Annotated in this window: 16 protein-coding genes; 10 read left to right on the top strand and 6 right to left on the bottom strand. The window is 64.2% G+C overall.

What is annotated here, in order from left to right:
- Positions 1-33: 33 nt before the first annotated feature.
- From ASD14_RS01620 to ASD14_RS01605, 4 genes are read left to right on the top strand one after another with little or no spacing between them, the layout of a single operon-like run.
- Positions 34-495: an SRPBCC family protein gene (locus tag ASD14_RS01620; protein WP_056127896.1), complete on the top strand. Its 462-nt coding sequence runs from the start codon at positions 34-36 to the stop codon at positions 493-495.
- Positions 496-514: 19 nt separating this feature from the next.
- The gene (locus ASD14_RS01615) at positions 515-961 is read left to right on the top strand and encodes a VOC family protein (RefSeq protein WP_056127892.1); all 447 of its coding nucleotides are present in this window, start codon (positions 515-517) and stop codon (positions 959-961) included.
- 44 nt (positions 962-1005) lie between these two features.
- Entirely contained in the window at positions 1006-2193 is a 1188-nt protein-coding gene (prpF, locus tag ASD14_RS01610; protein WP_056128858.1) for a 2-methylaconitate cis-trans isomerase PrpF, read from the top strand.
- A gap of 10 nt (positions 2194-2203) precedes the next feature.
- Positions 2204-2944, top strand: a complete 741-nt coding sequence (locus tag ASD14_RS01605; RefSeq protein ID WP_056127889.1) for a M15 family metallopeptidase — start codon at positions 2204-2206, stop codon at positions 2942-2944.
- Between the two features lie 111 nt (positions 2945-3055).
- Here the strand turns inward: ASD14_RS01605 and ASD14_RS01600 are convergent, their stop codons facing one another.
- From ASD14_RS01600 to ASD14_RS01580, 5 genes are all read right to left on the bottom strand, one after another.
- A complete protein-coding gene (locus ASD14_RS01600) occupies positions 3056-4009 on the bottom strand; it encodes a serine hydrolase domain-containing protein (protein ID WP_235565294.1) in 954 nt (317 codons plus the stop codon).
- A 227-nt stretch (positions 4010-4236) separates the two neighbouring features.
- A complete protein-coding gene (locus tag ASD14_RS01595) occupies positions 4237-5793 on the bottom strand; it encodes a serine hydrolase (protein WP_235565277.1) in 1557 nt (518 codons plus the stop codon).
- Positions 5778-7025: a diaminopimelate decarboxylase gene (gene lysA, locus ASD14_RS01590; RefSeq protein WP_235565276.1), complete on the bottom strand. Its 1248-nt coding sequence runs from the start codon at positions 7023-7025 to the stop codon at positions 5778-5780. The genes ASD14_RS01595 and lysA overlap by 16 nt, the downstream gene beginning before the upstream one ends.
- A gap of 95 nt (positions 7026-7120) precedes the next feature.
- Positions 7121-10114: a TonB-dependent receptor gene (locus ASD14_RS01585; protein ID WP_056127879.1), complete on the bottom strand. Its 2994-nt coding sequence runs from the start codon at positions 10112-10114 to the stop codon at positions 7121-7123.
- 42 nt (positions 10115-10156) lie between these two features.
- On the bottom strand, positions 10157-11560 hold the full coding sequence (locus ASD14_RS01580) for a transglutaminase-like domain-containing protein (RefSeq protein WP_235565293.1): 1404 nt from the start codon (positions 11558-11560) through the stop codon (positions 10157-10159).
- 276 nt (positions 11561-11836) lie between these two features.
- Between ASD14_RS01580 and ASD14_RS01575 the strand changes: the two genes are divergently transcribed.
- From ASD14_RS01575 to ASD14_RS01550, 6 genes are all read left to right on the top strand, one after another.
- Complete coding sequence (locus tag ASD14_RS01575; protein WP_056127873.1) at positions 11837-12994, top strand: DUF819 family protein; 1158 nt, start codon at positions 11837-11839, stop codon at positions 12992-12994.
- Positions 12995-13004: 10 nt separating this feature from the next.
- On the top strand, positions 13005-14396 hold the full coding sequence (locus tag ASD14_RS01570; RefSeq protein ID WP_056128852.1) for an SH3 domain-containing protein: 1392 nt from the start codon (positions 13005-13007) through the stop codon (positions 14394-14396).
- Positions 14397-14433: 37 nt separating this feature from the next.
- Positions 14434-15531, top strand: a complete 1098-nt coding sequence (locus ASD14_RS01565) for a dipeptide epimerase (protein ID WP_056127871.1) — start codon at positions 14434-14436, stop codon at positions 15529-15531.
- A 34-nt stretch (positions 15532-15565) separates the two neighbouring features.
- On the top strand, positions 15566-16414 hold the full coding sequence (locus ASD14_RS01560; RefSeq protein ID WP_056127868.1) for a MurR/RpiR family transcriptional regulator: 849 nt from the start codon (positions 15566-15568) through the stop codon (positions 16412-16414).
- A 102-nt stretch (positions 16415-16516) separates the two neighbouring features.
- Entirely contained in the window at positions 16517-17233 is a 717-nt protein-coding gene (locus ASD14_RS01555) for a hypothetical protein (protein WP_235565275.1), read from the top strand.
- Positions 17234-17588: 355 nt separating this feature from the next.
- On the top strand, positions 17589-18866 hold the full coding sequence (locus tag ASD14_RS01550) for a dicarboxylate/amino acid:cation symporter (RefSeq protein ID WP_056127863.1): 1278 nt from the start codon (positions 17589-17591) through the stop codon (positions 18864-18866).
- Between the two features lie 111 nt (positions 18867-18977).
- Here the strand turns inward: ASD14_RS01550 and ASD14_RS01545 are convergent, their stop codons facing one another.
- On the bottom strand, positions 18978-21980 hold the full coding sequence (locus ASD14_RS01545) for a TonB-dependent receptor (protein ID WP_056127861.1): 3003 nt from the start codon (positions 21978-21980) through the stop codon (positions 18978-18980).
- Between the last annotated feature and the right edge of the window lie 38 nt (positions 21981-22018).

Here is a 22018-nt window from a genome sequence, read left to right as displayed (position 1 = left end):
GTATCGGTACAACCCACCAAAAAGGAACCGACCATGACTGCTTCTTCCCCTGGCACCGTCCGCCTGCACCGCGTCCTGCGCGCACCCGCCGAACGCATCTACCGCGCCTTCCTCGATGGCGATGCGATGGCGAAGTGGCTGCCCCCGCACGGCTTCACCGGCAAGGTGCATGAAATGGATGCACGCGTCGGCGGCGTCTATCGCATGTCGTTCACCAACTTCGGTACCGGCAGCAGCCATGCGTTCGGCGGCACCTTCCTCGAACTCATTCCGAACGAAAAACTCCGCTACAACGACCGCTTCGACGACCCGAACCTGCCCGGCGTGATGGAAACCACGGTCACGCTGAAGCCGGTGATGACCGGTACCGAGGTGCATATCGAGCAGAGCGGGATTCCCGCCGCGATTCCGGTCGAGTTCTGTTATCTGGGCTGGCAGGAGTCGTTGCAATTGCTCGCGCAACTGGTTGAGCCAAACATTCCCGACAACGTGTGATGGCCACCGGGAACGCATCATGACCGTCGTGCGCATGGACAACGTCGGCATCGTGGTCGAGGACCTCGATGCCGCGATCGCGTTCTTCCTGGAACTCGGCCTCATCCTCGAGGGCCGTATGCCCATCGAAGGGGAGTGGGCGGGCCGCGTCACCGGAGTGCGCGGCCAGCGCGTCGAGGTCGCCATGATGCGCACCCCGGACGGCCACAGCCGCCTCGAGCTTTCTCGCTTCGACGCTCCGGCCATTGCATCCGACCACCGTACGGCCCCGGTGAATTCGCTGGGATACCTGCGCGTCATGTTCGCCGTCGGGGACATCGACGACACCCTCGCCCGGCTGCGGAAGCTCGGTGCGTCGGTGGTCGATGAAGTCGTCGACTACGAAAACATCTACCGCCTCTGTTACATCCGCGGCCCCGAAGGAATTCTCATCGGGCTCGCCCAGGATCTGCGGGCAGCAGATTGACCTGGTTGCAGGATGACGGCAACAACTCCAACCCGAGCAGACACATGACCCACGCGCCGCAACTACGCATTCCCGCCACCTACATGCGCGGCGGCACGTCCAAGGGTGTGTTCTTCCGCCTGGAAGACCTGCCCGAAGCCGCGCAGGTCCCCGGCAAGGCGCGCGATGCGCTGCTGATGCGCGTGATCGGTTCGCCCGATCCCTACGGCAAACACACCGACGGCATGGGCGGCGCTACGTCGAGCACGAGCAAGTGCGTGATCATCGCGAAGTCGAGCGAACCCGACCACGACGTCGACTATCTCTACGGCCAGGTCTCCATCGAAACCGCCTTCGTCGATTGGAGTGGCAACTGCGGCAATCTTTCCTCCGCGGTCGGTCCCTTCGCGATCGCCAATGGCCTGATCGATCCCGCGCGAATTCCTCGCAACGGCACCTGCACCGTGCGCATATGGCAGGCGAACATCGGCAAGACCATCGTCGCGCACGTACCGGTCACCAACGGCGAGGTGCAGGAAACCGGCGACTTCGAGCTCGATGGCGTGACGTTTCCCGCGGCGGAAATCCAGCTGGAATTCCTCGATCCGTCCGACGAAGGCGAAGGCGGCGGCGCGATGTTCCCGACCGGCAACCTCGTCGACGACCTCGACGTGCCGGGCGTCGGCACCTTCAAGGCGACACTGATCAATGCCGGCATTCCGACCATCTTCCTCAACGCCGCGGACCTGGGTTACACCGGCGCCGAGCTGCAGGGCGCGATCAACGACGATCCGAAAGCACTGGCCAGGTTCGAAGCCATCCGCGCGCACGGCGCTGTGCGCATGGGCCTGATCGATTCGGTCGGGCAGGCGGCCACGCGCCAGCACACGCCGAAGGTCGCCTTCGTCGCATCGGCGCAGGATTACGTCGCCTCCAGCGGCAAGCGCATCGGCGCCGGCGATGTCGACCTGCTCGTACGCGCACTGTCGATGGGCAAGCTGCACCACGCGATGATGGGCACCGCGGCGGTTGCGATCGGCACGGCGGCGTCGATTCCCGGCACGCTGGTGAATATTGCTGCGGGTGGTGGCGAGCGCGAAGCAGTGCGCTTCGGCCATCCCTCGGGCACGCTGCGCGTCGGCGCGCAGGCGCAGCAGGTCGATGGCCAATGGACGGTCACGAAAGCGGTGATGAGCCGGAGTGCGCGCGTCCTGATGGAAGGCGCGGTGCGTGTGCCGGCCGATTCGTTCTGAGCACGCGGACATGACGGCGCGGTGGCTCGGCACCCCTGCACTCGCGTTGCTGCTTGCCGCCTGCGCTCCGGCGCAACTGGCGAAACAACCAGCCCCCGAAATGCAGGTTGCCGACGCGGCCACTCCCGAAGCCGCCGGCATGGTCGATATCCGCACACTGGTGCCGGACATCGATCTGGAGATGCGCTATGCGAGCGACAACAACTTCGTCGGCACGCGCGTGGACGGTTACGAAGCCGCGCGCTGCTTCCTGCAGGTCCCTGCGGCCAGGGCGCTCGCCCGCGTCGAAAGCGCGCTACGCCGCGAACACCGGCGCCTTCGGATCTATGACTGCTACCGGCCTGCGCGCGCCGTTCGCCACTTCGTCGCGTGGGCCGGCGATCCCGCCGACCAGCGCACCAAACCGCGCTATTACCCGAACCTGGACAAGCGCGAACTGCTCGGCGACTACATCTCGCCGACTTCCGGCCACAGTCGCGGCGCCACGCTCGATCTCACCCTGATGCAGTGCGATGGCAACGACGCCGCCTGCGTGCCGCTCGACATGGGGACGAGCTTCGATTTCTTCGATCCGTTGGCGAATACTGATTCGCCGCAGGCCACGACGGAACAGCGCGCCAACCGCTTGTTGCTGCGCGCGGCGATGGAACGTGGGGGCTTCCGCAACTATCCGATGGAGTGGTGGCACTTCACGCTTAATCCCGAGCCGGAACCGAAGCGGTTCTACGATTTCGTGATCGCGCCGCGATAAGGCGCGGGTAACGGCTCATTCCAACGCGCCGCAGCGCGGGAGAAAAATTGGCGTGCGTGAGGCATTGGTTGCTTTCCGCGCGTTGCGTTGCATCCCGTTCGCAGGATGACCCTAAGGAGAAGCGGCCTCCGCGATCTTCTTTGCGAGCACATACGGCTCCGGGTCGTCTCGGTTGGTCAGCACGATCACCGTCATGTGGCGTTTCGGGTAACGCACGATCACGTTGCGGAAGCCGATCGTTTCGCCGGAATGCCACAGCGTCTCGCCGGTGATGCGCCAGCCGTAGCCGTAGCGCACATCCGGGTCATCTGTCGCGGTGAAAGGCGTAAACGCCTGTTGCAGCGACGTCGATTTCAACAGTCGTTCGTCGTACAGCGCGGCATCCCAGCGGGCGAGATCGTCGATCGACGAGTAGATGCCACCGTCGCCCAGCACTGCGCTGGTGGTGCTCTGGTCGGTACGCATCCATGCACCGTTTTCGAAGCTGTAGCCGTACGCGCGACGTGCGACCTCCGAGATGCCGGCCTCATACGCGACGGTGTTCGCCATGCCGAGCGGACGGAAGATGCGTTCGCGCAGGAAGTCGGCGTAGCGCTGCTTCGAGGCGCGCTCCACGATGAGCGCCAGCAAGGCGTAGCCGCTGTTGCTGTAGCGATAACCCGTGCCCGGTACGAAGTAGGTGCGGTCCTGCGATTCGAGCAGCTTGAGCACGTCGGCGTCGTGGACCTGCCGCGCGTCCGCTGGATCCATCACGTCTTCGTAGTCGATCAGGCCGGAGGTATGGGTCAGCAAGTGCCGGATCGTGATCGGATCGGCGACGTGCGGCAGCGTGGGCAACCAGTCACGTACCTTGTCGTCGAGATGCAGGCGGCCGTCTTCGGCCAACAGCAGGATCGAGGCTGCGGTGAACTGCTTGCTGACCGAGGCGAGTCGGTAGTTGGTCAGCGGCGTTGCGGCGACATGCGCTTCCATGTCGGCCATGCCGTAGCTGCGATGCACCAGTAGTGCGCCGTCGCGAAGCACCAGCACCGATGCACCGGGAACGTTGCCGGTGTAGTCGTGCATCAGGGTGTCGATCTGCTGGTTCAATGCTGCTCCTGTCGTGGCGCACGCAGCGAGCGTGAGTGCGGCGGCAGCAATGGCCATCATCACGACGTGGCGAAAGTGCCTACGCTTTTGCTCGTCATTCCTGCGAAAGCAGGAATCCAGTGTCTTTAAGGCAGTCAAAAGCAAAGACGCTGGATCCCTGCTTTCGCAGGGATGACGTCCTGAAAATTTCCGTGAGGTGCCAGTCACGGACACCCACGTACCCGTGCAAACGCCAGATCCTCGTAGTCGTAACTGAAATCCGCCTGCGGATCGACCTTGCTCATGCGCAGATCGGGTTCCGTCTTGCCGCTCGCGAAATTCAGCCACGCTTCGGCGTCTACGCTGACATCGTCCCAGTCCACGAGCCAGCGATCGCCGACGCGCTGAACGATGCCGTTCAGCAGGGGCGACTTCGCGGCGCGCAGGCGCACGGCTGCGCCATCGCGGCACAACGACACCTCGCCGAACCACGGATCGCGGTAGACGCCAAGGCGCGACTGCAGCTCGGTTACGGTGGCCACGTTCCGCTTCGAAGTGTCAGGCGCTTTCTGCTCACTGGGGCGTACCGCCTCCTCCGCAGCGATCAGACCGGCGTAATGGGCAACCGTCAGGCCGGGATCGCGTTTGGTGTAGTGCTTGACCAGCACTTGCGTCAGCACCGTGCGCGCCTCGTCGCCTTCGCCGTTGATGAGGATGACGAAGCCGACACCCTTGTCCGGCAGCATCGTCACCGCCGAATACATGCCCATCAGCGTGCCGGTGTGCGCGACCTTGAACACGCCATCGACGTCGGCGAGACGCCAGCCATAACCGTAGGCGGAGAAGTGGCTGTTGTCCCATTCGCGCATGCGCTTGGACAACGGCATCGTCATCTGCGGCGTCCACACGGCTTCGCGTTGCGCTGGAGACAGCCATGCCTGCGAAGGACCTTGCGGCGCCAGCCACGTGCGAACCCACGCGAGCATGTCGTCGAGGCTGCAACGGATGCCGCCTGCCGCTTCCATCGTGCTCGAACGGATCACGTTGCCGTCGCTGCGCACCGGGACATTGCCGCCGTCCTGGCGCATGTGCGGTTGCGCGACGTTACCGACTTCAACGGGCCGCCAGTCGCCGACCTGACAGCGCTTCATCCCGAGCGGCTCGAAGACTTCGCGTCGCACCAGTGTTTCGTACGGTGCACCGCCCGCCACGGCGGCAACTTCGCCCGCAACGATGTACATCAGGTTGTCGTAGTCGTAACGCGAGCGGAAGCTGTGCTGCGGCTTCAGGTACGCGAGGCCGCTGATGATGTCGGCACGGGTGAACGTGTTCGGCTCCGGCCACAGCATCAGGTCGCCCGCACCCGCGCGCAGGCCGCTGTTGTGGATGAGCAGGTCACGCACCTGCATCTCGCGCCCGACCCACGGATCGTGCATGCGGAACTGCGGCAGGTACTTCGCCACCGGGTCGTTCCACTGCAGCTTGCCGGCATCGACCAGCCGCGCCAGCGTCGCCGTGGTCATCGCCTTGGTGTTGGACGCGATCTTGAACAGCGTCTGCGAATCGATCTTCTGGCCTTCGCCCGCTATGAGTTCGCCAGAGGTGCGCGTGTAGACGATCCTGCCGTCCTCGATGATGCCGACCGCCAGACCGGGCAGGCGATAGCGCGCCATCGCGTCGTCGAAGGCGGCATCGATAACGGGATCGGCGGCGTGCGTGAACGGCGACAGAAAGAGCGCCAGCAACACTGTCCAGGCGTTCTTCTTCATGCGGCGTGCCATGCCTGCGGCAATTGTTCGGTCGCGATCATCTGCTCGAAACTCTGCCGGCGGCGCACGATGGCGTAGCGACCCTGGTCGAGCAGCACTTCGGCGAGCAGCGGACGTGAGTTGTAGTTCGAGCTCATGGACGCACCATAGGCACCCGCGCCGGCGATGAGCAACAGGTCGCCGGCTTCGCAACGCGGCAACTGGCGGCCGCGCGCAAAGGTGTCGCCGGTTTCGCATACCGGACCGACCACGTCGTAGGGCTGCAGCGGCCGCGGTTCGGAATGCAGCGGCACGATGTCATGCCATGCGTCGTACAGCGCAGGGCGCTGCAGATCGTTCATCGCCGCATCGAGCACGAGGAACTCGCGTTCCTGTCCGCGCTTGACGCGGAGTACGCGCGTCACCAGCACACCGGCCTCAGCCACAAGATAGCGTCCGGGCTCAAGCACGATGCGGCCGCGGAATCCGTCGAATGCACGGCGGATCGCATCGGCATAGTCGGTCGCCGCAATCGGAGCGTCCTCGCCCGGTCGGTAGCAGACACCAAGCCCGCCACCGACATCGATGCTGTCGAGTTGGTGTCCGGCCTGCTCAAGCTCGCGCCAGAACGCCGCCATTCTCTGCAGCGCCTGCTCGAACGGCGCCAGCTCGAGTATCTGCGAACCGATATGCGCATGCAGGCCGTCGAGGTGGACGTTCGGATATTTCGCCGCGTCTCCGAACCAATCTCGCGCCTCTTCGATGCTCACGCCGAACTTGTTCTCGGCCTTGCCCGTGGAAATCTTCGCGTGCGTGCGCGCGTCCACGTCCGGATTGATGCGCACGGCCGCGCGTGCGACCACGCCTTGCCGGTGCGCCACGCCCTGCAGCAGCGCGAGCTCGTCGGCGGATTCGAGATTGAACTTCCATACGCCGGCCGACAGCGCCGCCGCGATTTCCTCGTCGGACTTGCCGACCCCGGAAAAGACGATGCGCGCAGGCGAAATCCGCGCGCGCAGCGCTCGCCGCAGTTCACCGAGCGACACGATGTCCGCGCCCACACCGAGACCGGCCATCAGGTGCAGCACGCCAATGTTCGGATTCGCCTTAACTGCGAAACACACCCGTGTATCGAGGTCCTTCAGCGCGGCCTGCAATACGGTGACCCGCTCGCGGATGGCGCTCGAGGAGTACGCATAGAAGGGCGTGGGCAGGTGCGTGGCGAGCGCATGCAGGTCAACGCCGTCGAGTGTGCCAAATGGCACGAAAGAGCTGTGCACCGTCACTAAATTCGCCTCATGGCCCGCAAGGCGGCTATGGCCTGAAGAAGGCGGCCCGATTTCTCGGGCCGCCAAGAGCATCAGAAGTTGAGGGAGATCGTCAGCTGTCCATAACGTGGCCGCTGGTAACCAGTGCCTTCCCGATAGCTGGGATTGCGGAAGCCAATGTCGGTCTCCAGCTCATCGTCTACTTCGATGACGCGCTCCTGGTTCAGCAGGTTGTAGAGCGCTAGTTTCACTCGCAGATCCGTCTCGCCGAACGAGCGCTGGTACGTAAGGCTGGCGCCAAGGTCATAAGTCCAGGGCAAACGTCCACCCGCGCCTCGCGGGCTGTGCTCGTAAACGCGCTCAGACGGATTGTCAGCTGTGCAGTTGGCAACGCAGATGAAGTTGCTGTGGTAGTTCGTCCCGTCGAACGGATTGCCGACGCCGAATGCATTCACCGGACGGCCCGATTGCGCGCCCATGGTTGCGCCGACTTCCCAGTTGTCCGTGATCGCGTAGGCGCCACGCAGCTTCAACTGATGGCGACGGTCGTTCGGCAGGTAACCGCTACCGCCAAAATTCACCCAGGGATCGTCGAAATTTTCGGTACGACCAGTGTCGGCGAAATCCGTATCGGAGTTGACCGGGCCTTCTGCGTTGCCCTTGCTCCATGCCAGGGTGTAGGACGCATTCACCATCCACTTGTCGTCCCAGGCGCGATCCAGCACGAATTCCAACGCGGTGTACCGGCGCTTGGGCTTGGAATAGCCCCTCTCACCGATGTAATTGCCATCATCATCGTAGAGCGCCCACCCTGCCTTCGAGGTATCGATCGTGACGTAACCGTCGTTTTCGCCGTCACAATTCGTATCTGTGTAGACCGTCGCGTTTTCACCCGGATTACCCATGATGTAGCCGATATAGCCCGGCTCGCCATCACAGAGGATGCCGTTCGAGGTCAGCTCCATGTCGTCGATCGCGTTGGTGAGCTTGCGATAGATGCCGCGTACGCCCCAGGACCACTTTTCGTCGATCATCGACTGGAACCCGAGGATGAGCTCGTCCTGGTACACCGGATCGATGTCTCCATCGACTTCGCCGCGCAGGTCGCCAACGGTTCCGTCACCCTGAGAATTGTCCACCGGACCGATCTGCGGACCCAGGATCGGGCGCTGGTAAATGACGCCGTTGTATTCGAAATCCTCGAGTCCGTTGAAAACGTAATACGTGCGCTCGTCGCGGAAGCCACCGGCCTGCTTGATGTTGATGACATTCGCGACCGGCAGGAAGTAGCGGCCAATGTTTCCGAACAGTTTGGTCCGTCCATCGCCCTTCATGTCCCATGAGAACCCGAACCGCGGAGCCAGCATGTCGTCGATCTTGATGTAGCTGTCACCATCGGAGTTCTTGTTGTCGAACGCTTCCAGGCGCAACCCCGCGTTCAGGATCAAGTTGGGCGTGATCGACCAGTTGTCCTCGATGTAGTACGCCGAGTTGACGCTCTCGAACTCGCCATCGACTTCGTTGGTGCGGGTACGTACGTAAGCGGTGACCCCATCCGGGACGACGCCGCCGTTCTCGAGCGTGGTGCCTGGATCCGTATCCTGGATTTCATACAGGAGCCGATTGGCTCCGGGATAGTACTGAGCGTGGTTGGAGGTGTTGACCTCGTGGTCCAGTCCGAAGCGGAGCAGGTGGTCACCCAACGACCACTCAAAGTCCACTCTCGCTGCTTCGCGGTTGTCGAGACGTTCCGCCACCGTCGAGCTCGATGTGCAGCCGATGTCACCTTCTCCCACATCGCGACGGTCACGGATGCGATTGCAATTGAGATCATTCAAACTGGTCTGCGAGAACTCGCGTTCGTTCTCGCCGTAAAGCACTTTGGCCGAAAGGGTATCGGTCAGGTAGCTGGTATACGTCAGTGACCAGTTCTTGCCGCCATTCTTCAGGAACTGGGTGTTCCCAAACTCGCCGCGTCCTCCTTCGAGGTCGAAGTCATAGATGTCGGTGGCCGTCTCGTTCTTGTCTGAGAAGGCAAGCAGCTCCAACAGGTTGCTGTCGTTGATCTGCCAGTCCAGCTTTCCACCCCAGAATCCATCATCGGAATCTCCCTCGTTGATGAGGTTACCCGAGCTGCTCGTATTGGTCGGCTGGTAGTCACGCGCCTCGTACATCGCGAAGAAGAACAAGCGGTCGCGCACGATTGGGCCGGACGCATACAGGTTCAGGCTGCTGCGATCGTATTCGTCATGACTGACGATGTAAGTTGGGTTGCCGTCTGCATCGAAGCGGTCGGTGCCTTCCTCCTGCAGGAAGCTCGGCTCCCATGCGAATTCGGCACCGTATTCGAATTTGTTGGTTCCCGAGCGGGTGACCGCATTCAACACACCGCCGGTAGTACGCCCGAATTCCACGGAGTAGCCGCCCGTCTTGACCTGGAATTCCTTGTAGAACGCGAAGGGCACGGAAGAGAAGCCGACACGGTTATAAAAGTCGGTGACGTTCAACCCATTGATATACACCGTGTTTTCGGCAACCGAAGATCCACCGAAAGAGACGCCGCCGAATTCGCCTTTAACCAGCCCTGGCGCGAGCAGGGCCACCGCCAGCGGGTCGCGTTCAACTGGCAAGCGCTGCAGTTGCTCGCGCGTGATGTTGGTCGCCGATTCGGTCGACGTGACATCCACCATCGGCACGACGCCCGTACCGGTTACTTGCACCGCCGCAAGATTCGTGGCGTCGCCGGAACCGATATCCGCATTCGTTGCAGTGCCCAGTCCAACCGTAACCTGCTTCGGCGTCCCGACAGCCGCGCCGTCCTTATTCACCTCCACCGAGTAATCACCCACCGGCAGGAACGGGAAGCGGTAGTTACCTTCGGCATCCGCCTTGACGGTGCGCGTGAATCCCGTCTGCGGATTTCGCACCGTGACCTGCGCACCGGGCGTCGTCTGGCCCACCAGCGAACCATCCGTGTTCGCCGCAAACGCGGGCTGCCAAAACAAGCCCGACGACAGACACAGACCCATCGCGACGCACAGCGCCGACTTCCTCACTCGCTTCGTCAACAACCGCTTGGCTTTCATGTCCCCTCCACCGCGTGATGTGTGAACCGCAAATCGCAACCGTCAGGTGCCCGGCTTCGACTCCGGCAGTACGTGAGCTTCGAATGTGTAATCCCACTGGTCGAAGTAGAGGTTTCCCCCTTTCCACTCCACTTCGCCGCGCTGGGAATCCACGGTTTCCGATCGGAAATGCTGCTTCGGCGGAACGAACTGCGTTCCGTAGTCGTCGTTGAAAGCCAGGCGATAGGCGTCGAGTCCGCCGAAGTAGAACCACTCGACGCCAGGGTCCTGCGCGTCCTTGAACCGGCCGGTGGTGACGTCCATCGGCACCCAGCCGTACGGGGCGAGGTAGAACCAGCCCCAGTCGTGCAGGTTGTCGTAGTCGCCGTCGGAGAAAACCATGCCCGACTGCCAGCGCGCCGGGATGCCGTTGAGGCGCAGCAGCGTCATCAGCAGCAGCGTCTGCTGGCCGCAGTCGGCGTGGCCGGCGTGCAGGGCGTAATCGCTGATGTTGGTGATCGTCGAATACTCGCGGGCGCCGGCCCAGGGGATGCGGTCGACGGCTTCGAAGAGCTTGCGCGCGATGAAATACGGATTCTTCTCGTCGCCGACGACCTGCTTCGAAAACGCGCGGATGTCGTCGGTGAAGGCGATGTGCGGTGCGCGTTCGCCGAGGTGCGCGGCAAGCTCAGGGTGTTTGGCGACGAGTTCGTCGCCCAGTAGCGGCTGCACTTTTTCGGGATCGAGCAGATTCACCTGCCCGAAAACAGTGACTTCATAAGAGATCGAGAACTTTGTCGGCGTGCCGGCGTTCGCGGGCTGCTCGAGATAGACGGTGCGTTGCAGCGTGGATTCGGGTGCGATGCGGTGCGCGGCCGGTTGCGAGACCAGGAAACGGAGGCCCTCCTGCTGTCCCGGCAACGCGCGTGGGAGAGGGATCCACGCGCGCACGGTTTCACCGGCCGGCACCGCATCAGCATTGACGATCAACGATTGGGTCACGCGCACGTGGCGCGGGGCGACGCTGTGCTTGCCGTTCGCGCGCGCTTCGCGCACGGCTTCGGCGTGATAGGCGTTGGCGCTTTCCATCGGACCGTTGACCGGCGGCTTGATCGGCGGCGCGCGGCGCGCGGCGGCCTGCGGGTTCAACAGGAACAGGTTCGACACCGAGCGCGTGAAATAGAACGGCACGCCATCGATCACCATGTGTTCGAGCTGGTTGCTCGCCTTCCACGCCGCGAATTCGTCGTCGCGCAAATCGGGAATGCGTTCGCGCAGGCGCTGCTTCACCTGTGCTTCGGTGATCGGGAAATCGAGGCGGATGCGGCGCATGCGCTCGCGCTGGAATTCCAGTGCGCTGCGCGTTTCGGCGTCGAGCGCGGGCTTGCACAGTGCAGTGTCGATGCCGGCTTCGGCATCCCTGAAGTCGCCTGCTTCGATCTGCGCGGTCACCGTGTCCAGGGGCATCGAGGACTCCGCTCCAGCCTGCGCAGACAGCAGCGCGATGGCGATCGCGCCGGTCGCCAGGTACCAGCGCCATCCCGCCATGGGGGTGCGAGCGCTGTGTGCCGTCGATTCGGTAGGAAGGGAAAAACGATCCACGTTGCGCCGGCCCGGGTCGTGCAAGTAACGGCTGTGTAACATGGCTGGACGGGCCGGTCAATAATTTATTCTTGACTATCCGCAATTAAGAAGTTTTTATTCTCTCCGTCGGACGGCGGGTCCCGGGGAAGCTGCAACGTAATGATCGACACGGTTTGGCCCTACGTCGCCATCCTCCTGCTCGCGGCCGGCCTGTTCCCCACGTTGGAACGGCGCTACGGCTGGCGGTTGTTCTCCGTATTGCCGCCGATCGTGCTGACCTACCTGTTCGTCACCGCGCTGGCGGTGTCTGGCACGTGGCAGGCGAGCGAGGACATCACTACTGCGCAGCGCACGCTGACCACGCAGCTGCTGCCCGCCCTGCTGTTCCTGCTGATGATCGGTTGCGACCTGCGCGCGATCCTCAAACTGGGCCCGCGCATGCTCGCGGTCTTCGCCTGCGCGATGGCGAGCATCCTCGCGGCGATCGTCATCGTCTTCCTGCTGTTCCGCCACGCGTTGCCGGCCGAAGGCTGGATGATGCTGTCCACGCTGAGCGCGACATGGACCGGCGGCTCGGCCAATCTCGTCGCGGTGAAGCAGTCGATCGGGCTGCCCGACAACCTGCTGCCTTCGGTGCTGCTCGCCGATGCGCTGTGCTATTCGGTGTGGGTGGTGGTGCTGTTCTCGGCGGCGCGCTTCGCGCCTGCGTTCGACCGTTGGACGCGTGCGGATACGCGTCCGCCGCTGCCTTCGGTGGAGGAGCATCCGGTCGGAACGGCGGGCGCCGGCAACGTGTTGCTATGGCTCGGCATTGCGCTGGTCGTTGGCAATGCGGCAAGCGCGATCGCCGTCTTGTTGCCGGTCAGCGGATTGCTGACCACGACCGCATGGACGGTGCTGATCGCCACGGTGGTCGGACTGGTGCTTGCGCGCACGACGGCGGCGCGTTCGCCGGTGCCGGCGCCGCTCGCCAGCGCGATGCTTGCGTTGCTGGTGGCGGTGCTCGCTTCGCAAAGCAATTTCGCCGGTCTCGCCACCGCGCCGTTGTTCGTCGCCGCCGGTTTCTGTGTGCTGCTGCTGCACATCGCGCTGCTCGCGCTGCTGGCGAAGCTGTTCCGCTTCGATCTTTACCTGTGCGGCATCGCGTCGCTCGCGCAGATCGGTGGCGTGGCGACGGCGCCGGTGCTCGCCGCTACGTATTCGCGTGCACTGGTACCCGCGGCGGTGTTGCTTGCCACGCTCGGCCTGGTACTGGGCACCGGCGTGGGCTTATCGATGGCGGGCTTGCTGTCGTCGCTGTCTCCGTACGGAATCTGAGGTGCGTGTCGTGAAGCTCACAAGAATTTTTGCCGCGATGCTGGTACTGGCTGCGTTCGCGCCGCTGCAGGCGCGCGAGTGGCAGGTACCGGCGGCCACCGGGGTCATCGGCGTCGAAACCGCGCAACTCGATCCGCAGTACTGGATCGCGCGCCAGGCCGATGCCGACAAGGTCGTGCTCGATACCGCGATGGTCGCGAAGCAGAACGCCCGCCTGCATGCGCTCGACAAGAGCCTGTATGACCTCGATGCGCTGCCGGCTTCGCTGCCGCGCGAACAGGTCGCCGAATGGATCCGCTCGCTGTCGGTGCCGCCGAAAAAGCCGCTGTTCGACGAACGCGGCCAGCCGGTGCCGGCGGCGACAGTCGGCGCGATCGTCGACAACGCCAATATCGATGCGATCACGGCTGCGCGCGACACCCGTTACGGCCTGGTCGTGCACCGCGCGGCGCTACGCGCCTTCCCGACGATGCAGCGCGTCTTCACCTCGTCCGACGACCACGACATCGACCGTTTCCAGGAAAGCGCCCTGTTCCCCGGCGATCCGGTGGCGATCGCCCACGAGAGTCGCGATGGCGCGTGGTCGTTCGTGGTGAGCCCGCGTTACGCGGCGTGGATCGAAAAGCGCTTCGTCGCCCTCGGCGAAAAAGACGCCGTACTCGCCTACACGCGCAAGACGCCCTACCGCGTCGTCACCGGCGCCGAGGTGCATACGGTGTTCACGCCGGAAGAGCCCGCGGTTTCCGAACTCCAGCTCGACATGGGCGTGCGCGTCCCGGTGCTGGCGAACTGGCCGTCCACGGACGCCGTCAACGGGCAGCACCACTACGCATCGCACGTGATCGAACTGCCGGTGCGCAACGAAGATGGTTCGCTGCGCTTCGCTCCCGCGCTGCTGCCGCGCCGTGAATCTAGCAGCGCCGATTACCTGCCGCTGACGAAGGCGAACATCATCCGCCAGGCGTTCCTGTTCCTCGGCGAGCGCTACGGCTGGGGCCACAGCTATAACGGACGCGACTGCAGCGGTTTCGTTTCCGAGGTGTATCGCAGCATGGGCGTGGAGCTGCCGCGCAACACGCGCGACCAGGCCGTCAGCCCGGCGCTCAACCGCATTGCACTGAGCGAAAAGGACGATCGCGCCAAACGCCTTGCGCTCGTGCGGGAACTCCAGGTCGGCGATCTCGTCTACATTCCCGGCCACGTGATGATGGTGATCGGGCAGCTCGACGGCGAACCCTACGTCATCCACGACACCACCGGCCTGAGCTGGTACGACCGCGATGGCACCGAACACCGTGCGAAGACCAATGGCGTCACTGTCTCGCCGCTTACGCCGCTCATGGCCAATCGCACCCAGAGCTACGTCGACCGCATCACCAACATCCAGCGCATCCGTCCATGACGGCTGCCGTCGCCTCCACTTCGCACGCAAGGGCTGCATGAAAATCACCGACATCCGCTTCGGCCTGCTGAAGGTCCCGCTGAAGACACCCTTCAAGACCGCGTTGCGCACGGTCGAAGCGATCGAAGACATCGTCGTCGAAGTGCATACCGACACCGGCCATGTCGGTTACGGCGAAGCGCCGGCGACCGCGGTGATCACCGGCGACACGCACGGCTCGATCCTCGAAGCGATCCGCAAGTTCATCGCGCCGCGCGTGGTCGGCCAGGAAATCGCCAACCTCAACCACATCACCCAGCTCATCCAGGGCGCGCTGGAAAAAAACACCAGCGCCAAGGCCGCGGTGGAAATCGCGGTATACGACCTGTTCGGCCAGCTCTACGGCGTGCCGCTGTACAAGATGCTCGGCGGCGGCGACCCGGTGATCACCACCGACATCACCATCAGCGTCGACTACATCGACAAGATGGTGGCCGATTCGATCAGCGCGGTGGATCGCGGCTTCGAGTCGCTGAAGATCAAGGTCGGCAAGGACATCGGCGTCGACATCGAGCGGGTCAAGGCGATCTACGCCGCCGTGGAAGGCCGCGCCCTGCTCCGCCTCGACGCCAACCAGGGCTGGACAGCGAAGCAGGCCGTCTACGCGATCAGCATGCTCGAAGACGCCGGCGTGCGCCTGGAACTGGTCGAGCAACCGGTGAAGGCGCAGGACCTCGACGGCATGAAGTACGTCACCGAGCGCGTGCATACGCCGATCATGGCGGACGAAAGCGTATTCGGCCCGACCGAAGTGATCGACCTGATCCGCATGCGCGCCGCCGACATCATCAACATCAAACTGATGAAGACCGGTGGCCTCTCCAACGCGATCCGCATCGCCGACATCTCCGCGCTGTACGGCGTGGAGTGCATGATCGGCTGCATGCTCGAATCCAGCATCAGCGTCGCCGCCGCGGTGCACCTCGCGGTGGCGAAATCCAATGCGATCACCAAGGTCGACCTCGACGGTCCCTCGCTGTCGGCCTACAACCCGGTCGACGGCGGGGTGATCTTCAACGAATCGGAGATTTCGATCACCGATGCGCCGGGGCTGGGGATCCGCAGCATCCAGGGCCTGGAGCCCATCGCGGCATGATCGTGCCCACGACCGTGCAGCTCGCGGGTAGCGCATGTCGCCGCTGCTGAAAATCCGCGCGGAACGCGACCAGATGTCGGCGATCGAACGCCGCGTTGCCGACTTCCTGCTCGAGAACGCGCACCTGCTGCGCGACTATTCCTCGCAGCAGCTGGCCAGCGCGCTCGGCATCAGCCAGTCGAGCGTGGTCAAGTTCAGCCAGAAATTCGGGTTCAAGGGCTATCCCGACCTCAAGTATTCGATCGTGCAGGCGGTCGCACGCGGTGATGGCGCCGACGAAGTCGCGAGCGCCGCGCCGGCGAACGGCCATCCGCACAGCGCACTGGCCGATGCACTGTGGCAACTGAAAGCGCAGGCGGAAGCAGCAACGCGGCTGATCAATCCACCCGAGCAGATCGATGCGGTAGCGCGGCTCATCCAGCGCGCGGGCAAGGTCTACATCATCGGGCTCGGCGAGGACGGCATACCGGCTCGCGCGTTCGCGACGCGACTGTCGATGCTGGGCGTGCTCACCGTGCATTACGTCGACGCCGCGCTGATGCAGGCCGGTGTTTCCACGACGGCGGCCGGCGACGTGCTGCTGGTGTTCTCCGAACATGGGCGCCAGCCCACGCTATGCCAGATCAGCCATCGCGTACGCGAACGCGGCGGGCATGTGGTCACCGTCACCCGGCATACGCCCAATCCGCTGCGCGCGCACGCCGAGTTGCCGCTGCTGGTGTCTGCGCACGACGAGCGCAGCCACATCGAGCCGCTGCTGTACCAGTCCGCGCTGCTGCACCTGCTCGACCTGATCTTCGTGCTGTTGTGCGAATCCAGCGACGAGCGCCGCGGCCAGCTCGACCGCAACCTTGAACACATGCAGGATCTGCTCGACAGCTGATCCGCAGAGGCGCCTGCCATGTCCACGCCGCATTTCCTTTTTCGTTCGCTCGGGCCGTTGCTGGTGGCTGCTTGCATGTCGGTGCTTGCCGGATGCGCGAACATGCAATCGACCGGCGAATCCCGTGCGTGGGCGGATGCGGAGCAGCTGATCGTGGTCGTCACTGCGGATTGGGATGCGCCCAGCGGCGAGCTGCGCCGTTATGAACGCGTTGCCGACGGTGCAGCGTGGCGTGAAGTAGGCGACCCGGCACCGGTCACGGTCGGGCGCGCGGGCAGCGCATGGGGCATCGGCCTGCATCCCGCGCAGCCCTCGGGGCCGCAGAAGCGTGAAGGCGATGGCCGCGCGCCGGCGGGAGTGTTCGCGCTGGGCACTGCCTTTGGTTACGCGAATAGCGCCGCAACCGTACTGCCCTATCGTGCGATGAGCGGCACCGATTACTGCATCGACGTGCCCGCTTCGCCGCTCTACAACCGCATCGTCGATGCGCGCGAAGTCGGCGAGAAGGCCGTCGCCGGTTCCACCGAACCGATGCGCCGCGACCTGCACGCCAACGGCGACCAGCGTTACCGTCTCGGCTTCGTCATCGAACACAATCCGAACGCCCAGCCCGGCGCGGGAAGCTGCATCTTTGCGCACCTGTGGAAGGCGCCGGGCGAGCCGACGGCGGGCTGCACGGCGATGGCGGACGAGACGATGGAACAGCTGGTGGGCTGGCTGGATCCGCGGCGAAAGCCGGTGTTCGTATTGTTGCCGGTGACGGAGTACCAGCGGCTCGCGCCGGACTGGAACTTGCCGATACCGCCGCGGAGACCGTGAATATCGGCCCACCGGGATGGCACAGAAACTTGGCACCGCGGCTCTTGCTTTTGCTCGTCATTCCCGCGAAAGCAGGAAGAGCTTCATCACAGCCGAAGGCTGGTCATCCAGCGACTTTGTTTTTGACCTTACCCTCTTTCATCCTGTTCCACGGAACAGACGGAGATCCCGCTTTCGCGGGGATGATAGATCGTGCTTTCCCGGTACTAGCCCCTGCTGCGATTTCGGCATTGGTGAAAGCAAAGTCGCTGGATTCCCGCCTTCGCGGGAATGACGAGCAAAGGCGAAGGCGAAGTCGAAGCCACGCAAACCGATCCACCGCACATTTCATCAAGAAACAAAACAGAGCCAAAACATGTCGACCACCGCCCGCGTACTGCTCGGACTTCTTCTCGGCGCCCTTATTGGCCTGCTGCTCGCGTGGTGGGATGCCAGCGTCGCGACGCGTGTCGCCGATGCGGTGCAACCAATCGGCCGGCTCTGGCTCAACGCACTGCAGATGACCGTGGTGCCGTTGGTCGCGGCACTGGTGATCCTCGGCGTGAACACCGCGCGCGACGCCGCCGCTTCGGGCCGCACGGCGCGCCATGCGATCGTCTGCTTCCTGGTGCTGCTGTCGATCGGCGCGGCACTGGCCGCCTTCGCCGCACCGCTGCTGCTGTCACTGCTGCCGCGCCCGGAAGGCCTGGCCGCATCGCTGCATTCGGCGAATGCGGCTTCCGCAGGCCTGAGCGTGCCCGCTTCGCTGGGCGAATGGTTCACCGCGATCATTCCCAGCAATGCGCTGGCTGCGGCGGCGCAGAGTGCGATGCTGCCGCTCGTGGTGTTCGCGCTGTTCTTCGGTTTCGCGGTGGCACGCATTGAAGCAGTACGTCGCCAGCGCCTGCTCGAACTCGTGCAGGCCATCGCCGACGTGATGATCGTGATCGTGCGCTGGGTGCTGTGGGTGGCGCCATTGGGCGTGTTTGCGCTGGTGTTGGCGGTGTGCGCGCGCGTCGGCGGCGGCATGCTGGGCGTGTTCGGCACCTACATCGGCCTGCAGATCGCGCTGTATCTCGCGATGACGCTGCTGCTGTATCCGGTTGCGGTGTTCGCCGGCGGCGAGCGGCTGCGCCGTTTCGCATCGGCCATCCTGCCGGCACAGACCATCGCGGCGAGCACGCAGTCGTCGCTCGCATCATTGCCGGCGATGATCGAAAGCGCGGGCACGCGCCTGGGTTATCCGCTGCCGGTGACCTCGCTGGTGCTGCCGATGGCGGTGTCGCTGTTCCGCATCACCAGTCCGATGCAGTACGTCGGGGTCGCGGCCTTCATCGCCTGGGCGCACGGCATCGACCTGAGCGCCGCGCAACTCGTCGCCGGCGCCGCGCTTGCGGTGGTGATCAGCATGGGCTCGGTTGGCTTGCCCGGCCAGGTCAGTTTCATGGCCACGAACATGCCGGTCGTGCAGGCGATGGGACTGCCGGTGGAACCGCTCGGCGTGCTGCTCGCACTCGATACGATTCCCGATGTGTTCGCGACCGTGGGCAACGTCACCGCGGACCTCACCGCGACCAGCGTGGTGGCTCACCGGCATGTCGCCGAACGTGACGATGCGGTCGAAGTCGCGCCACGGCTGGCAACGGAAGATTGATCCGCCTTGCGAAAGATTGATCGTCTTCCGGACGCAGTGCGCCGGCGACACCGGCGCACTGGATCGTTCCCGTGTTTCGCGACCAGCCACTGCGGCCGGCCCGAGCCCTGATCAGAACCTGTAGCCAACCGTGAAGCTGTAGCTGCGACCGAAGTTGTTGGTGTAATCGCTGGCGTCGCCCAGGAAGCTGTTCGGGTCATAGAACGGCAGCCGGTTGAACAGGTTCTTGACGGTGAGGCCGACGTTCCAATGTTCGTTCGGCTTCCAGCCCACGCCCAGGTTGGCGGTCCACCACGCCGGCACGCCGCCGCATTGGCCGGGCGACACCGCCACGAAACTGGCCGTGCAGGTTTCCGGATTGTTGTCGGCCTCGTCGAAGCGGTCCCACGCCCACTTGTTCTTGCCGACATAGTTGACGAAGAAGCTGGTGGTCACTTCACGATAGCTCCAGTCGGCATTCAACGTGGCGCGCAGTTTCGGGTTGCCGTAATAGCCGATGTAATCGCCGTAGGACCAGCGCGTCTCGTCGTCGTAATAGGCCTTGTAGCGGCCGGCAATGGTCGCGGCCAGTCCCACGTTCAAGTTGCCGTATGCGCCGAGCGAAAACCGGCTGCGCGCGTCGATGTCGAAACCGTCGACCAGGGTGCGGCCCTGGTTCTTGTACTGGCCGACGACGCTGGCCACGTTGCCCAGCGAATAGCCCGGCAGCGGATTCGGGCAGGCGACGCCGCTGGCCGGATCGGCGCACATCGCCGCGAGCGCCGCGAGGTTCGCGCGGTCGGTGTCGGTGATCGGGAAGCGCGTCAGCGACTCGATGTCTTCCGGGCGGTTGAAGTCCGGCGCGACGATCTGGTTGCGGCGGTAGATGAACCAGTAGTCGGCCGATATCGACAGCCACTCGGCCGGCTCGACGACGAAGCCCAGCGTGGCGATCTTCGCCTTCTCCGGCTCCAGGTCCGGGTTGGGCTGGGTCATGCGCGCCACGGTACGGCCGCAGTCGGAGTTGAGCAGCGAATTGCCGAGGTCCACGTCGCCCGGACGCGCGGACTGCTGCAGCAATCCGGCGATCGCATTGGTTTCGTTGCAACGTGTTTCGTCGCGATACCCGCCGAGCTGGGCAAAGACGCCACCGGTACCGGACTCGGCCAGACTCGGCGCGCGGAAACCTTCGGAATACGTGCCGCGGAGCATCAGTTGCGGCAGCGCCTGGTACTTGAGACCGATCTTCGGTGCGATGTTGGCGCCGAAGTTCGGATACTTGTCCACGCGCAACGCGGCGTCGAGTTCGAGCTTCTCCGTGATCGGCGCTACCGCTTCGGCGAACAGCGCGTAGGTGGTGCGCTTGCCGTCGAACCACGAACCGCCCTGCTGCGTGATCAGGCCGTTGGCGGCGTCTTCGTTGCCCGGCGTGTAGAACGATTCGCGGCTCAGGTTGAAGCCGAAGGCCGCGCGCACTTCGCCGGCCGGCAGCGTGAACAGCGGTCCTTCGACCTTGCCGTCCAGCGTGTGCAGCCGCGTCCATGACTGGATGTCGAAGGTCGGATACGCCTCGCGCAGCAACGCTGCGTTGGCTTCGTTGATCACGCCGAACTGGTAGGCCGGATGGTCGGAGATGATCACGCGGCCGGTGCCCGGATCGACGGTGAACGGACCGAACGCCTTTTCGAAGCCTTCCAGGTTGACGTTGACGGTCTGGTAGGTGACCGAATGCGTGCCGGCGCTGGCGAATGCGGTTTCCCAGTTCCAGTCGCCGAGGCTGCCGCGCAGCCCACCCAGGACGCGATAACTCTCATCGGTGTTGCGCTGGCCGAAATAGTTGTCGCCCACGTCCTGCAGCAGGTATTGCAGGCCGACCACGCCGCCCATCAGCGCCTTCAGTTCGGGACTGGCGTGGTTGTACTCGTTGTTCGGGCCCAGGTACGGATAGAAGAACTGGTTGACGTTGGTGCCGGTGTTGCGCGAGAACCAGCTGGTCGGGTTGCCCGTCGTCGTGCCGTACGCGCGCGGCGTGCCGCCGTTGGCGCGCAGGTCGATGTCGGTGTACGTCACCTCGCCGAACGCTTCGGTGTTCTCGCCGACCAGGAAATGACCATTGAGGTAAAGGGTGAAGCGATCGGACTGCGCGCCGGCGTCGATTTCGTTATTCAACCAGGTCTGCCACACGCAGCGCGGGCCGGCAGCCTCGTTGATCACGTTCTGGCAGCCGGGCGCGGCTTCCTGCACGCGCGCGCCGGTGACCGGATCGAAAGCGAAATAGCTGCCCGGGTTGAACACGCCGGGAGCACTGCCCGTGTCGAGGCGGAAGTTGGGAATGTAGCTGGGGCGGTTGACGTAGAACTGCGCGGGTTTCTTGTCGTACCAGTCGCTCAGCGGAATCGGATCGCGCCGGTACAGGTTGATCGAGGCGTAGACGTTGAAGCGGTCCGTGTCGAGGTCGCCAAAGCCGCCGGTGATGCTGGCCTGGTGCTCGCCGTAGGTATCGATGCGCGACGACTTGTCGGTGGTGAAGCTGAGCTCGAGGCCTTCAAACGACTTCTTGGTGATGACGTTGATCACGCCAGCCACCGCATCGGTGCCGTATACAGCCGACGCACCGTCGGTCAGCACTTCCATGCGCTCGATTGCGGCAGCGGGAATCGCGTCGATGTTGACGAACTGCGTCTGGAAACCCGCCGGCGCGCCGTAATACGACAGGCGGCGGCCATTCAACAGCACCAGCGTGCCCTGCGCGCCGAGGCCACGCAGGTTGGCCTGCGACGCGCCGTCGGAACCGGTGAACAGCGACTTGTAATCCTGCTGCGCCGGGCGCGCGGCCGGCAGGTTGTCGAGCACCTGCAGCAGCGTGCGCGCGCCCATGTTCTCGATGTCCTGCCGGCTGATGATCTGCAGCGGCGAAGCGGTTTCGACATCGGTGCGCCTGATGTTGGAGCCGGTGACCTCCACCCGCTCCAGCTCGGTGGGCTTGGTGCTCTCCGAAGTTGCCGGCGTTTCACCGGATGTTTCGTCCGGCGTCGCGCTGGTCTGCGCGGCGAGCGGGCCGGCGGCGAGCGCGGCGCCGAGCGCGAGGGACAGCGTGGTGAAGCGGATGGAGCGTGTGCGGCGTGCGGACGACATCTTCTCTCTCCTCGATCGATCGGCAGCGTCGGGCGCTG

This window comes from Lysobacter sp. Root494, assembly GCF_001427225.1.
In the GTDB taxonomy this organism is placed as follows: Bacteria; Pseudomonadota; Gammaproteobacteria; order Xanthomonadales; family Xanthomonadaceae; genus Agrilutibacter.
The sequence above is the reverse complement of the archived record's forward strand: the minus strand, read 5'-3'. Positions and strand labels throughout refer to the sequence as shown.

Excerpts from the sequence above, each read along its gene's own strand:
- ASD14_RS01565 (WP_056127871.1), top strand. The coding sequence starts at position 14,434 with ATGAAAATCACCGACATCCGCTTCGGCCTGCTGAAGGTCCCGCTGAAG.
- ASD14_RS01605 (WP_056127889.1), top strand. The coding sequence starts at position 2,204 with ATGACGGCGCGGTGGCTCGGCACCCCTGCACTCGCGTTGCTGCTTGCC.
- ASD14_RS01560 (WP_056127868.1), top strand. The coding sequence starts at position 15,566 with ATGTCGCCGCTGCTGAAAATCCGCGCGGAACGCGACCAGATGTCGGCG.
- ASD14_RS01555 (WP_235565275.1), top strand. The coding sequence starts at position 16,517 with ATGCAATCGACCGGCGAATCCCGTGCGTGGGCGGATGCGGAGCAGCTG.
- ASD14_RS01585 (WP_056127879.1), bottom strand. The coding sequence starts at position 10,114 with ATGAAAGCCAAGCGGTTGTTGACGAAGCGAGTGAGGAAGTCGGCGCTG.
- ASD14_RS01580 (WP_235565293.1), bottom strand. The coding sequence starts at position 11,560 with ATGCCCCTGGACACGGTGACCGCGCAGATCGAAGCAGGCGACTTCAGG.
- ASD14_RS01575 (WP_056127873.1), top strand. The coding sequence starts at position 11,837 with ATGATCGACACGGTTTGGCCCTACGTCGCCATCCTCCTGCTCGCGGCC.
- ASD14_RS01600 (WP_235565294.1), bottom strand. The coding sequence starts at position 4,009 with ATGCACGACTACACCGGCAACGTTCCCGGTGCATCGGTGCTGGTGCTT.
- ASD14_RS01615 (WP_056127892.1), top strand. The coding sequence starts at position 515 with ATGACCGTCGTGCGCATGGACAACGTCGGCATCGTGGTCGAGGACCTC.
- ASD14_RS01545 (WP_056127861.1), bottom strand. The coding sequence starts at position 21,980 with ATGTCGTCCGCACGCCGCACACGCTCCATCCGCTTCACCACGCTGTCC.
- ASD14_RS01620 (WP_056127896.1), top strand. The coding sequence starts at position 34 with ATGACTGCTTCTTCCCCTGGCACCGTCCGCCTGCACCGCGTCCTGCGC.
- ASD14_RS01595 (WP_235565277.1), bottom strand. The coding sequence starts at position 5,793 with ATGGCACGCCGCATGAAGAAGAACGCCTGGACAGTGTTGCTGGCGCTC.
- prpF (WP_056128858.1), top strand. The coding sequence starts at position 1,006 with ATGACCCACGCGCCGCAACTACGCATTCCCGCCACCTACATGCGCGGC.
- ASD14_RS01550 (WP_056127863.1), top strand. The coding sequence starts at position 17,589 with ATGTCGACCACCGCCCGCGTACTGCTCGGACTTCTTCTCGGCGCCCTT.